Genomic DNA, 12,690 nt, shown 5'->3' with positions numbered 1-12,690 from the left:
TAGATATTGGATAATTTTGAAAGGGGCTCCATCCTGCTAACGGGAACGATAGAGCAATCCTAATCGGCCTGGGAGGCCTCTGGAAAGTTAGTATTTTCGCTCCTGAGGGAGAAAGCGGGTGATCACCACGGGGCGATAGCTGATCTGAGGGGATCCCTCGCGAAAGGCAGCCAAGGTGTGTTGTAAAAACCGTTGATCATCCCGTTGGGGGTAATCTTCCCGCGCGTGGGAGCCACGGCTTTCCCGCCGTTCCAGGGCGCTGGCGAGGATCAAAGCCCCCACCGTCATGAGGTTGTCCAGCTCCAGCGCTTCGATCAGCTCGGTGTTCCACACCTTGCCCCGATCGTCCAAGCGCAAATCCCGCTCGTAACGCTGGCGGATCTGCTGCCATTTTTGGATCCCCTCTTGGAGAACCGATTCGGTGCGGTAGACCCCACAATGCTCGGTCATGCAATCTTGAAATTGCCTCCGCACCTGATCAATGCGGCTCTTCCCTGATCGTTCTAGCAGCCTTGTGATCCGCCCGGCGGCCTGTTTGAGCAGGGATCCCTCGTCCACTTTCGGCAAGGCTCGACCTCTGACGGCTTCTACCAGGGCTGCCCCTGTGCGCCGCCCGAAAACAATGCACTCCAGGAGAGAGTTGCTGCCCAGCCGGTTGGCCCCATGCACCGAAACACAGGCCGTTTCACCGGCAGCGAACAGCCCTTCCACACGGGTTTGGACATCCCGCAACACCTGCCCATCCACCGTCACCGGGATCCCACCCATGCAGTAGTGCACCGTCGGTCGCACCGGAATGGGATCGACAACCGCATCGATGCCCAAGTGGCGATGGGCCTCCTCCCAACAGAAGGGCAGCCGAGTGTGGATCTTTTCTGCCCCCAGATGCCGCAGGTCTAAGTAGACAAAATCTTTGCCGTCAATACCGCGCCCGGCCCGCACCTCCGTAACAATCGCCCGCGAGGTGATGTCCCGTGGGGCCAATTCCATCTGGCTGGGGGCATAGGCGGCCATGAAGCGCTCCCCCTTCCCATTGATCAGATAGGCCCCCTCTCCGCGCACTGCCTCTGAGATCAACACCCCCACCGGATACAGGCCCGTGGGATGAAACTGCACAAACTCCATATCCTGCAGAGGCAGGCCGGCCCGCGCCACCATTGCCATGCCATCGCCGGTGGAAGCAAAGTCGTTGGAAGTGGAGTTGTAGATGCGCCCATAGCCGCCTGTAGCCAACATAACCGCCTTGGCCCGCAGCACTTCCAGCCGTCCGCTGGCCTGCTCCAACATCACCACGCCCTGGGCTTGGTTGTCCTCCAGGATCAGATCCAGCACATACCATTCGCTGTAGAGTTTGACCCCAAAGCGCTTGAGGTTGCTCACCAACTCGTGTAAAATGGCTTGCCCAGTTTTGTCGGCGGCATAGCAGGTGCGCGGGTGGCTGTGTCCCCCAAAGGCCCGCTGGGCAATGCGGCCATCCGGCAGGCGGGAGAACAAGACCCCCAGGTGTTCCAGGTCAATGATCACCTCAGGGGCTTCCCGGGCTAGAATCTCCACCGCATCTTGATCCGCTAGGTAGTCGGATCCCTTGACGGTATCGAAGGCATGAGCCTCCCAGGAATCTTGCGGATCAACATTTTGTAAGGCGGCGGCAATGCCCCCTTGGGCTGCTACCGAGTGGCTGCGAATGGGATGGGTTTTGGACACCAAGGCCAGGTCGAGGCTGGGATCCCGTCGCATAACCTCCAAAGCCGCTCGGCAACCGGCCAGCCCTCCCCCGATGATGACAATGTCGTGTTCCAGCATGGATGCAGGCAAGCTCTCGCAAAGGATTCCGCCACAGCCAGGATGGCGTTTTCCCATTATGGCCGGCCCCAGCAGCCTCTCCAGCAGCAGCTGACGCTGCGAAACTTCGGGTCTTTGCTCTCTCGAAAGGCCAGCCCTGCCTCTTGAATGGCGTTCCGCTTGAGGTGGCAGGGATCCTCTTTCACCCACTGCGGCAGGTCAGAGTGCAGGATGATGTCCCCCAGCTTTCTGGCTGTTTTTGGAGCCCCCTGCTATCGCGAACGGCACAGCCGGTCTTTGTGGGCAACCACAAACGTATGCAAGCAGACACCAAAGTAATGGCCGGATTAGAGTCAGGCTCCTCTAGCGGGCCAGGTACCGTTCCAAGCGTCCCTGGAAAAATGACAAGATCAACGTCAGCAGCCAGTACCACAGCGCTGCCACCACCAAAGCCTCGAAGAAGTGCTGGCGCGGCAAACCTGCCTGTCGAGCCCGGCCCATCAACTCCTGCAAAGCAATGGCACTGGCCAGGGCAGTGTCTTTCTGCATGGCGATGAATTGGTTGCCAATGTCGGGTAGGACAATTCGGAAAGCTTGCGGCAAAATGATGCACCACAGGGTTTGCCAGGGCTTAAGCCCCAGGGCATAGGCGGCTTCCCGCTGCCCAATGGGAATGGCTTGGATCCCGGCCCGGAAGATCTCGCTCATGTAGGCGCCATAGTTCAGGCTCAAGGCCAGCACTGCCGAAGTGAACGAGCCGAACACCAGACCCAGTTGCGGCAAAGCCTGGTAGATGAACAAAAACTGCAGAAATAGAGGTGTGCCTCGCATCAACGAGACATACAGAGCGGAGAGGCTGCTCAGAGGGGCAATCTGGGAGAGGCCCGCCAGCGCCGACAAAAAGGCCAAGGTGGTGGCACAGAGGATGGAGACCAAGGACAGTTGAAAAGTAGTGCCCACCCCTTGCGAGATAAACCACCACCACTCTCGCACAAAGTTGCCGTTGAGACGCAAGGTACGGATGGGGATCCCGGCCAACTCCAACTGTACCCCGCTGAAGGTGAACACCAACAACAGCAGCCACAAAACCAACCACAACCCCTGGGCCACCGGGAACGGGATCCCTTTTCGAATCCGGGGCGGTGGGTAAATCGGCTGCTCCAGTGGGATAGAGTCTTTGCTCACTCAGCTTTTTTCGTCAGATCAATGCCGTAATACCGCTTCGAGAGAGCCGTCAGCGTGCCGTCCGCATGCATGGATTCTAAGATTTCGTTAATTTTGGCTTGCAAGCTCTCGGAAGGGGCAGGGCTGGAGCGATCCAAGGCCACAGCCAAGGCTTCATAGTAGACTGGATTCCCCAGAGTTTTCAGGGGCAGCCCTTCCCGAATGGCATTTTCAGCCGTCGGCAAAGCCGTCAAGACTGCATCCAAGCGGGTGCCATCCCCCAGTGCCAAGTCCTGCAGAGCCAGGCTATCGGTGTCGTAGATGCGAATGTCCACCCGCGGGGCTGGAACTTGGATGGTCTCTCCTTCCAGGGTGAGGTTGCCCTCCAGGTAGGCTTGATAGGTGGTGGCGGTGCCCACCCCGACTCGCTTTCCTTCCAAGGCGGCGATATCTGTCAAGGTCGAGGCTTGGTGGACCACGAAGCTGGCGGGGGTGTAGTAGTAGGGAATGGTAAACAGCAGAGCTTTCTGGCGCTCGGCAGTCACGGTCATCGACCCGACATTGACATCCCAGCGGCCATTCCAAGATCCGGCGGTGATGACATCAAAGTTGATATCCAAAAACTCAGCCTCTACCCCCAAGCGCCTGGCAATCTCGCGCGCCACATCCACATCAAATCCTTCCCAAGTGCCGTCAGGGTTGCGGTAGCTCTGAGGACGGTAATTGGAGTCGGTGGAAACCCGGAGTACCCCGCGCTCTTGAATTTGAGCCAACAGGTCTCTGCTTTGGGCCAGCAGGGATCCCTGGTGTGTGCCTAGAGCCCAGCATCCGGCCAGGGTCAAGCAAAGGGCTTGTAGGGATCGGCGTCGAGAAACAGACATCGGCAAAACCTCAGATGAAGGTGAAGGGCAAACCCATTGGAATCCATCCAAGCTATCCAAGGCTGTCACAATTCCCGTTGCAAGGTAGTATCACCTGACACTGCCGCTTTGGGTGGCTATTCCCGACTGGGGCGAGCGGGTCGCAATTCTCCAAACATGCTCTAAAAAAGGCAAATCAACTGTCTCAGGATTGAGCTTATGAATCCCAATTGAGATTGAAATATCTCCTCCAGAAAGGCATCCCCTGAGACTTGCGATCAAGACTCGTGCTGTGTTGCCGGGGGGGCAATCCGTATCCCTCTGTGGGCAACGGAGAATCGACGTTCTGGGTAGCAGAAAACATTTGGCTCGACCCAATGGATCCCCCCTAGCAATTGGGCGGAGAGGATGTCAATATCTTTGGAAGAGAACGGGGTTGAGGGTGGTTATGCAAGCGGTGATCTTGGCGGGTGGGAAAGGAACTCGCTTACGGCCTTTTACCTTTTTGCAGCCTAAGCCTTTGTTGCCCCTCCTGGATGTGCCCTTTTTGGAATGGCTGATCGGGCGCTGCCGCCGAGCCGGCTTGACGGATATTTTGCTCAGCGTGGGTTATCTGGGCCAACAAATTGAGGCTGCTCTGGGAGATGGCGCTGCTTTGGGGGTGAAGCTCCGCTACATTCCCGAAGAGACGCCTTTGGATACGGCAGGAGCTTTGGTGCTGGCTCAGCCCTATTTCACCGGGGATCCCTTGGTGGTCTTCAATGCCGACATCCTCACGGATCTGGATTTGCAGGCGTTGATGCAATGTCATGTGCAGAGCAAGGCCATGGCCACCCTCACCCTCGCCCGCGTGGAAGATATCACCGCCTATGGCCTGGTGGAAGTTGGGGAAGGGGGCCAGATCCAATCTTTTCGGGAAAAACCCACCCCTGCAGAAGCCCTCACCCTCACCACCGACACGATCAACGCCGGCACCTATGTCTTGGATCCGGCCATTTTTAAAGACTACCCCAGTGGGGATCCCCTCAGCTTCGAGCGGCGTGTCTTCCCCGATTTGCTCAGGCAAGGGCACCGGCTGCAAGCTTATCTCCACACAGGCTACTGGCGGGATCTGGGCACGCCGGCCAGCTACTACCACGGCCAACTGGACATTCTTCTGGGCCGAATGACGGATTTTCCCCTGGAAGATGTGCAGCAACAGGCGCCGGGGATATGGGTGCACAAAACGGCTGAGATCCATCCCAGCGCTCAACTGCACGCCCCCTGCTACATCGGCGCCCACACCCGTTTGGGATCCCAAGCTCAGATTCCGGCAGGCACCATCCTCGGCAGCCACAGTTGGGTGAATGGATCCCTGCAGCCGGGAGCCTACGGGCCGAGAGTCCTGGTAGTGTAGGTTAAGTGCAAGTTAAGTCCACAACCATCCACGACAAAGCCATCAGCAAATGGAGCTACCACAAACTGGGGAACGCTGGGATCCCTACCTTGCCTCTGTGGCTGCTCGCTTTAATCGGGAGCTGGAAATTCAACTGGGTCAGCCAGCTTGGCAACTTCCCCCAGACCTGGAGCAACTGCCTTTTTGGCAAGCCCAGCAGCGGGATCACCTGCAAGAGCGCCTCGGGATCCCCTTTTGGCAACTGCGTGCCCCCAAAAAACGGGAAGCCTGTTTGGATTTGGGCTGTGGGGTAAGCTTCCTGACCTATCCCTGGAACGATTGGCAAGCCTACTTTTACGGCCATGAGCTGAGCGGTGAGATTGTGCGCTTTATTCGCTCGCGGGCACCCCAGCTTAACTCCAAGCTGTTCAAGTCAATGCAACAGGGATCCGCCCACCATTTGGAAAACTACGAGTCGGAGCAATTTGATCTGGCCATTGCCACCGGATTTTTGTACTACTACCCGATTGAGTACTTCGACGCGGTTTGGGCAGAGTTGATGCGAGTGTTGCGACCGGCTGCACCTGTGATTATTGAAGTGGTCAATCCCGACTCGGTGTGGGCGGAACAATGGGGCCTCATCGAGCTATTCAAAGGCACCGAACCGATTTTCACCCCCCTAACGGAGTGGGAGCGGCGCATCGCAGCCTTGGGGGGCAAAATTCAGAAACAGGCCAGTGGCGAACTGTTCACCACCTATTGGATTCAGCGCAGACCGTGATCTGCTCACAACCGGGAAAGTATCGGAGCATTCGGAGTAGTGGGGTAACCTTTAAGGCTGGGTACTAAGATTAATAAAGATTAAGATTAAGATTAAGAATAAGATAAAGATTAAGATTAAGAAGTGTGATCCCGGACAAGGGATCCACCGCCATCCATGCAAGCCTCCTCTCCCACCTTCCTCTTGGTTGATGGCTACAACATCATCGGAGCTTGGCCCACCCTGAGCCAGTTAGCGCGTCGCTCCCTGATGGAATTGGCCCGTCTGCGCTTGGTGGAATCTTTGGCCAACTATGTGGCCTTCCGGGGCTACCAGGCGACCGTGGTGTACGATGCCTACGCCCAACCCACTCCAGCCCGGCAAGAGCGCTCCCCTTCGGGTATCGAGATCCTGTATACCTCCTATGGCGAGACCGCCGACAGTTGTATTGAACGGCTGTGTGCCCAGTTGCAGAGGGATGGGTGTCGGGTACGGGTGGCTACCTCCGATCGTGTCCAGCAGTTGGTGATCGGTGGCTACAACGCCGAATGGGTCTCGGCAGAACAACTGTGGGATGAAGTGCAGCAGGCCCAGCAGCAGATCCGGCGCGTCCAACCAAAACGGCTATCGAGCAAGCGGGGCATTGATGCCTACTTGGATGCAGATACCCTCTCGCGCCTAAACCGCTGGCGGCTGTCCGGCCAAGATCCCATGCGCTAAATGCCATCGTAGGGAACGGTGGGAGCTCCATACCAAAGATGCTCTTCATCTGGCGAGGCAGTGGGCAACTGCTCCTGTGAAGGATCCGCCGGAGCCAGCTCCTGCTCATCTACCAACACCAGCACCCGCACAACTCGATTTTTGGGCAATTGTTCCTGCGCCTTCATGGGCAAGATCAGTTGACCTTGGCTGTCGGTACGGGCCCAGAACTCATGTGCTTTCATGCTGTTTCCCTGAGATGGCTAGGAATATACCAGCTTGCCCCAAGCTCTGCCTTCGGCGCAGTCAAAAAAAGACTCCGTCCTGCCGACGGGAACAGATGAGATCCCATCATTGAGACCGGGATCCCTGGGCCAAGCCGTGTTCTCGAAACCAAGCCTGCAACCGTTCCCAAGCGTCACCAGCCGCTTCTGGGCGATAGGTGGGGCGATAATCGGCAAAAAAGGCGTGGGGAGCATCCGGGTAGATGATCAACTGCGATGGATCTCCGCAAGCTTCCAGAGCTGACTTCATTTGCTCCACCGTTTCCAAGGGAATGCTGGTATCTGCACCACCATACAAACCCAACACAGGTGCCTTCAGGCTGGCTGCCACATCCAGCGGATGCCTTGGGGTTAAGGGTGTGGACTCTCCCACCAAACGACCGTACCAGGCAACACCCGCCTTCAAGCCGGGTCGGTGAGCCGCGTACAACCAAGTGATTCGACCACCCCAGCAAAAGCCAGTAATGCCCACCCGCTCTGGATCCGCACCTGAGTTGCCAATTGCCCAATCCACCGCCGCATCCAAATCCGACATCACCTGAGCATCGGGCACCTGGGAGACGATGGCGCGAATCTCCTCAAGGCTCTGCAGCTGAGAAACATCCCCCTGCCGGAAAAACAGCTCGGGAGCCACTGCCACATAGCCCAACTTCCCCAAGCGGCGACAAATGTCTTGAATGTGCTCGTGTACACCAAAGATCTCTTGCACCACCAAAACCAGTGGAAAAGGGCCAGAGCCGGTCGGCTTGGCACGATAGCCAGGGATCTCGCCATCTGGGGTGGGAATGGTGACGGGGCCGGCTTCCAATCCTTCGCTATCGGTGATGATGGTTTGGGCAAAGATCGGCTGTACTGCCGAGGCAAACCCAGCAGCGACGTTGGCCAGCTTCAACTGACGGCGCTTCCAGCTGCTGGAGGATCCCCCCTTGGGTTGCTCCGCATACATAGGCCCAATCCTCAAAAACACAAACCCCTCTTCTCAGGATAAACAATATTTTGTCTGTAAAGATTCTTTCTACTGACAGTCTCGATGCAAATCTTGCCTATCCTGTCTGAGATCTGCATCGTAGAGCTGTTAAGATCGGCTCGGCACAGCGATGCTGATCAACGGAAATGCAACTCAAGAGACAGTTAAAAATCAGTTAAAAAACCGGAAATCTTTGGGTTAAGCATTTCAAGAAGCATCGATGCCATCTCGCACTTTGGAGCTTATTTGGCAGTTGCCGAAATTGTTGGATGATGGCAGCATTGGGCAGAGCCAAAAAGACAAACTGAGCGTTTGGCAATAGCGGCAAAACGGCAATTGTACTGGTGCAGATGGCCTTGACAAGTGAGATAAGTTTGCTTCAACAAATCTCAAAAGCCGCTGGCAGGTAGTCAACCAAAGCATAGCTTACCCCTTCCCCAGAGGCCCGACGTTCTATCAGCGCAACATCAAAACGGCAGGACAACTCGGAGAGGTGGGGATGCTGGCTCAAGAAGGCCTGGGCAGCCCGGATCAAGCGTCGCTGCTTGGGGATCCCAACCGCCAAAAGCCCGCCTCGATCCCAGCTACCGGGGCTACGGGTTTTCACCTCTACGAAAATCAGCACATCAGCTTTGTGGGCAACCAGATCCAGCTCGCCCCAAGGGCAGCGCCACCGCTGGGCCAGGATCTGCCAGCCCTGCTGACAGAGATATTGCCGCACCCAGCCCTCGCCGACGTTGCCTGTATTCTGGAGGGAAGCCCTTCTGGGCAAGGGATCCATAAAAAAATCACCAGCGCCCGGCTCTAATGAGCAGAGCCATTGCCGTGATACTTGTCGGTGTCATAAAAGCCGTTGCGGGTGCCGAAGTAGAAACTTGCCAGAGAGAGGACAAGAGCAACCCCCACCAAGACTAACTTTGCATCCACGTGGTTTTCCCCTGATTTTCTCCTCAACCGTGATCATAATAGCCTGCCGCTCCTTCACAATCCTCTGGTAAGCGATGCGCGGCACTGATATCGGCCAAGGCACAGCAAGTCTTGGGGGATCCCATCGGAAATGAACTACTCCCACTGGGAGCTCAGCATGCTACCATTCAGACGGAAAGGGAGTAGTCAGGCGGCTTACCGCCCTCTGCATCGACATACTGGCTAAAAACAGCCCGGTGCAAGAGACAAAGCAAGCCCGGCAGGCTGCTTTGGTGACGAGACTTTCGCTGAGTTCACGCAGAGGTGAGCTTGGTGAGTCCGTCTGACTTTCCCAGCCTTCACCTCTAGGTGTGAACCGATTCCACACACAAGAGAGGTTGGAGGCTAGACGATGTGGGCTGGTTTTGCGTCAAGTTTGCTGTTGGTTACGGTAGCAGAGTTTGGGGATAAAACCTTTTTTACCCCCCTGATTCTGGCTATGCGGCACCCGCGCCGCTGGGTTTTCTTGGGGACGTGGCTGGCTTTGGCCGTGATGACCTTGCTGGCGGTGGTGGCCGGGAAGGTGCTTTTCAAGCTGCTGCCACCCCTGGGCGTGAGAGTGTTATCGGCTGGGGTTTTTGCGGCTTTTGGGCTGAGAATGCTCTGGCAAGCTTACAAGATGACTCCCCAGCAGGAAAAAGAAGAAGAGGAAGAAGCCCTCAGGCTGGTGGAGCAGGCAGAAGAAAAAGGGGCGGGCCGCGGCGGTGCTTGGGCTATTGTGTGGGAAGCCTTTAGCTTGACAGCCTTGGCCGAGTTCGGGGATAAAACCCAGATTGCCACCGTCTCCTTGGCGGCCACCCACCCGGGATTGAGCGTCTGGGCAGGGGCTACCCTCGGCCATGGGCTGATGGTGGGGCTGGCGGTGGTGGGAGGTCGTTTTTTAGCAGCTCACATCTCTGAACGCGCCGTGCATTGGGTGGGGGGCGGCTTATTTCTGGTGTTTGCGTTGCTGACCGGTTGGGAGTTGGCAGGATGAGGGATCAGCCAAATTCCTGTTCGATGATCCGCCATCGGGCAGTGATCACGCCTGGCTCTAGGCTGAGGCGGCTGACGACAAGTTCTAGGGCCTGGTCATCGCGGGTTTGGGTGACCAGCTCTGCTTCGACTTTGACCAGATCAGGCTTGTCCTCCAGGTCTTCGCTGTAGAGGGCACGCAGTTTGAGATGGGTGGGAGCTATGCCTTGCAAGAGCAAGGCGCGGATGTGGGCCTCTGCTTGGCTTTTGCAGATGAACGAACACTCATAGACCAGTTCCAGTTCTGTGCCCTTTAGGGGCTGCTGGTTGATGCGGTAGCCCAGCGGACGCAGCACAACGTTGGAGATCAACACAGCTGCGGCCCCAATGGCAGCTTGGGGAATGTACCCCGATCCGGCAAAGGCTCCCACCGCGGCTGCACACCAGATGGTGGCGGCAGTGTTCAGGCCACGGACGCTGGCTCCTTCCTTGAGGATCACGCCCCCGGCCAAAAAGCCAATCCCCGATACCACTTGGGCCGCAATACGGGTCGGGCTGCTTTCATCAGGGGTGAGAACCGAGAGCATGACAAACAAAGCTGCACCCGTGGCCACCAAGGTGTTGGTGCGTAAGCCGGCCATACGCTGCCGCCACTGTCGCTCCAGGCCAATGAGGGATCCCAGGACAAAGGCAACGGCCAAACGCAAGGTGAAGTCAATCCAGGTCATGCTCCGGTTCTCGTGAAAGGATAAAGTTTAGCCATCCTCATCTGGGATCCCAAGGGCAGTGGCTTCCTGTTGCAAGGTTTGCCAGAGGGCTTCCAGTTGAGCAAAGGCGGATTCTGGGGACAGCTTACCACCTGTTTCTAAAGCACAGGTTATGCCCACCCGATAGGCATACTGCTGCAGCCGTGACCGAAATTGAGCAGCAGCCAAGGGAGATAGAACTTTCAAGGTCATGGCACACCTCCTAAATGTTTGCTGTAACCCTTCGTTGGTCAAAGGACACCTCGTAAAAGTGCTCTGCGCCGCCGTCGCGATGGCCTTGTGGCGAGACTCTGAAAGGCTGATTTCTCAAGAAGGGCTGGATTATTCGTTCCTGGAACGCGCTTTGCCGGTGAGGTGCCCCCTGGATCCAGCGCCGGCGCAGCCCTAGAGCTCCACTTCAACCCCGACTAGCCAAGCCACCAGGGTGAAATACACCCAGAGGCCGGTGAAGTCTTTAATGGTGGTGATAAAAGGATCCGCTCCCGGAGCGTGGTCAAAGCCCAGCTTTAACATCACCCAGGGCAAAATGGCGCCCAAGATAGCCCCCAAAGTGAGGACAATGGCCAGAGCCAAGCCCACCGCTAGACCCAATTGTGGGATCCCATTGGGTGCCCCCTGCCAGAAGTAGGCAATCACCCCAGCCGTGGCCCCCAGGATCACACCGATAATGCCACCAATGCTGGCTTCCCGCAGCAAATAGGGGAGAAACTGCCGCACGTTGATGTGGCCCCAAGCCAAGCCACGGGCAAAGATGGTCGTAGATTGGGTACCGACATTACCGCCCATATCCATGACCAAGGGGATGAAAATAGCCGCTGCCGTCACCGCCTCCAACACCTCCTCAAAGGTTTGGATCACTCCCCCCACCAACATGCCGCCAATCAAGGTGATGATTAAAAACGTGATGCGCAGGCGGACGGCATACCAACGGGAGCCTTTAACCAGGCGCTCGCTCCAAACCTTGTCTCGGCTGAGCAAGTTGCCCACCCCTGCTTGGGCCAGAGCGGCGTCGGTGGCTTCTTCTTCCACCAAGTTGATGACATCTTCAAAGGTGATATCTCCCACCAAGCGCCCTTCCGTATCCACCACCGGAATGGCCGGCAAGCCGGAATCTTTGAGCAAACGAGCTGCCTGGAGATCCCGGTCGGTAACCCGCGCCACAGTATCAACCCCTTCAATCAGCTCCCGAATCGGTAGGTCGGGATCCGCCTTCACCAGCCGCACAGTGCGGATGAGACCCTTGTAGAACCGCTGATCGTCCACCACAAAGATCACATCCAGCTCATCGTCTCCCAGTTGGGAGTCCCGCACGCTGGCCAGAGCAGCCCCGACGGTGAGAGTATCCCGTACCGACAAGTAGCGCAGGTTCATCAGCCGACCGGCACTGCGCTCTGGATAACCCAGCAAGATATTCACTGCTTCCCGAGCTTCTGGGCTGAGGTTGGCAATGAGGCGCTTGGTTACTTTGGCCGGCAACTCCTCAAACAGACGTACCCGCTCATCAGGTGGCAGAGCTTCTATGAGCTGGATCACTTCTGGGCTTTCCATGCTGCGAATGAGATCGGCCTGCTCTTCGGGCCGCAGATACTCAAACACTGCAATGGCTTTGTCTTTTTCCAGCAAGCGGAAAGCCAAAACCCGCTGCCGAGGTGAAATCTCCATCAACTGCTGCACCAGCTCGGCAATGGGAGCGCGGTTGGCCTCTCGCTTGGCGGCTTCCAAGGAAGCAGGGGTTAGGAGATCGCGAAGAATGTTTTGCCGCATGATAAACCTCCGAACGTTGGGGTCAGCCGGGATGAAGAGAACCAGGAGGTCAACAGCCAACCGGTGCTCCGAGGCTCACAGGGAAGCCCTGAAACCCTTGGATGGCCGCGCAGCAAGCCGTAGGTCTAGCGCCAGGCCTCCAAGCCCAGCTTGGATCGCAAGCGCCCAAGCCGATAAAAGCGACTCCAAGGGATCCCCAGGCCTGCGGAAACCCCAAAACCCGCAACGGGAAAGTCAAGGGGAATCCCCTCGGAATTACTCCTGATCTCCCCTTTTCTGAACAGGGCTGCACAAACCCATTGCTCAGGTAAGGCTCTGCTCAGCTCATCTGTTCGTCGCCGACTGAGA

The 12,690-nt window shown here is 57.1% G+C and carries 14 protein-coding genes and 1 pseudogene; 4 read left to right on the top strand and 11 right to left on the bottom strand.

From position 1 onward, the window contains the following. Positions 1-87: 87 nt before the first annotated feature. The 4 genes and pseudogenes from ACVWY8_RS05655 to ACVWY8_RS05640 all read right to left on the bottom strand — a co-directional run bounded on the left by ACVWY8_RS05655 (position 88) and on the right by ACVWY8_RS05640 (position 3,827). Positions 88-1,803 (bottom strand): succinate dehydrogenase/fumarate reductase flavoprotein subunit, encoded by a 1,716-nt coding sequence (locus ACVWY8_RS05655; RefSeq protein WP_457393456.1) that lies wholly within the window; start codon positions 1,801-1,803, stop codon positions 88-90. Positions 1,804-1,895: 92 nt separating this feature from the next. Then, positions 1,896-2,051: pseudogene (locus ACVWY8_RS05650) on the bottom strand (RNA-guided endonuclease InsQ/TnpB family protein); the annotation flags it as partial. A 94-nt stretch (positions 2,052-2,145) separates the two neighbouring features. Next, on the bottom strand, positions 2,146-2,967 hold the full coding sequence (locus ACVWY8_RS05645; RefSeq protein ID WP_228375426.1) for an amino acid ABC transporter permease: 822 nt from the start codon (positions 2,965-2,967) through the stop codon (positions 2,146-2,148). Beyond that, on the bottom strand, positions 2,964-3,827 hold the full coding sequence (locus ACVWY8_RS05640) for an ABC transporter substrate-binding protein (RefSeq protein WP_457393454.1): 864 nt from the start codon (positions 3,825-3,827) through the stop codon (positions 2,964-2,966). The genes ACVWY8_RS05645 and ACVWY8_RS05640 overlap by 4 nt, the downstream gene beginning before the upstream one ends. A 427-nt stretch (positions 3,828-4,254) precedes the next feature. Between ACVWY8_RS05640 and ACVWY8_RS05635 the strand changes: the two genes are divergently transcribed. The 3 genes from ACVWY8_RS05635 to ACVWY8_RS05625 all read left to right on the top strand — a co-directional run bounded on the left by ACVWY8_RS05635 (position 4,255) and on the right by ACVWY8_RS05625 (position 6,661). Beyond that, on the top strand, positions 4,255-5,202 hold the full coding sequence (locus ACVWY8_RS05635; RefSeq protein WP_457393453.1) for a sugar phosphate nucleotidyltransferase: 948 nt from the start codon (positions 4,255-4,257) through the stop codon (positions 5,200-5,202). 49 nt (positions 5,203-5,251) lie between these two features. After that, entirely contained in the window at positions 5,252-5,962 is a 711-nt protein-coding gene (locus ACVWY8_RS05630; protein ID WP_041436656.1) for a class I SAM-dependent methyltransferase, read from the top strand. 156 nt (positions 5,963-6,118) lie between these two features. Then, complete coding sequence (locus ACVWY8_RS05625; RefSeq protein WP_011429576.1) at positions 6,119-6,661, top strand: NYN domain-containing protein; 543 nt, start codon at positions 6,119-6,121, stop codon at positions 6,659-6,661. Here ACVWY8_RS05625 and ACVWY8_RS05620 read toward each other — a convergent pair. The 4 genes from ACVWY8_RS05620 to ACVWY8_RS05605 form a co-directional block, all read right to left on the bottom strand. Continuing rightward, the gene (locus tag ACVWY8_RS05620; RefSeq protein WP_414343272.1) at positions 6,658-6,885 is read right to left on the bottom strand and encodes a hypothetical protein; all 228 of its coding nucleotides are present in this window, start codon (positions 6,883-6,885) and stop codon (positions 6,658-6,660) included. The genes ACVWY8_RS05625 and ACVWY8_RS05620 overlap by 4 nt on opposite strands. 106 nt (positions 6,886-6,991) lie before the next feature. Continuing rightward, a complete protein-coding gene (locus ACVWY8_RS05615; protein WP_414330528.1) occupies positions 6,992-7,870 on the bottom strand; it encodes a dienelactone hydrolase family protein in 879 nt (292 codons plus the stop codon). Between the two features lie 400 nt (positions 7,871-8,270). After that, positions 8,271-8,672: a YraN family protein gene (locus tag ACVWY8_RS05610; RefSeq protein WP_414343270.1), complete on the bottom strand. Its 402-nt coding sequence runs from the start codon at positions 8,670-8,672 to the stop codon at positions 8,271-8,273. A gap of 23 nt (positions 8,673-8,695) precedes the next feature. After that, positions 8,696-8,818, bottom strand: coding sequence for a hypothetical protein (locus tag ACVWY8_RS05605; protein WP_011429573.1), 123 nt, complete (start codon positions 8,816-8,818; stop codon positions 8,696-8,698). A gap of 391 nt (positions 8,819-9,209) precedes the next feature. On the opposite strand from ACVWY8_RS05605, the gene ACVWY8_RS05600 reads away from it, so the two are divergent. Next, the gene (locus tag ACVWY8_RS05600) at positions 9,210-9,833 is read left to right on the top strand and encodes a TMEM165/GDT1 family protein (protein ID WP_414355842.1); all 624 of its coding nucleotides are present in this window, start codon (positions 9,210-9,212) and stop codon (positions 9,831-9,833) included. A 4-nt stretch (positions 9,834-9,837) separates the two neighbouring features. Here ACVWY8_RS05600 and ACVWY8_RS05595 read toward each other — a convergent pair whose 3' ends face one another. The 3 genes from ACVWY8_RS05595 to mgtE form a co-directional block, all read right to left on the bottom strand. Further along, on the bottom strand, positions 9,838-10,539 hold the full coding sequence (locus ACVWY8_RS05595; RefSeq protein ID WP_414388027.1) for an MgtC/SapB family protein: 702 nt from the start codon (positions 10,537-10,539) through the stop codon (positions 9,838-9,840). 27 nt (positions 10,540-10,566) lie between these two features. Next, a complete protein-coding gene (locus ACVWY8_RS05590) occupies positions 10,567-10,770 on the bottom strand; it encodes a DUF7219 family protein (RefSeq protein WP_457393451.1) in 204 nt (67 codons plus the stop codon). A 192-nt stretch (positions 10,771-10,962) separates the two neighbouring features. Further along, positions 10,963-12,342 (bottom strand): magnesium transporter, encoded by a 1,380-nt coding sequence (mgtE, locus tag ACVWY8_RS05585; RefSeq protein ID WP_457393449.1) that lies wholly within the window; start codon positions 12,340-12,342, stop codon positions 10,963-10,965. Positions 12,343-12,690 lie beyond the last annotated feature (348 nt).

It is taken from the genome of Thermostichus sp. OS-CIW-32, from assembly GCF_054060415.1.
This window is presented reverse-complemented; position numbering and strand designations above follow the sequence as displayed.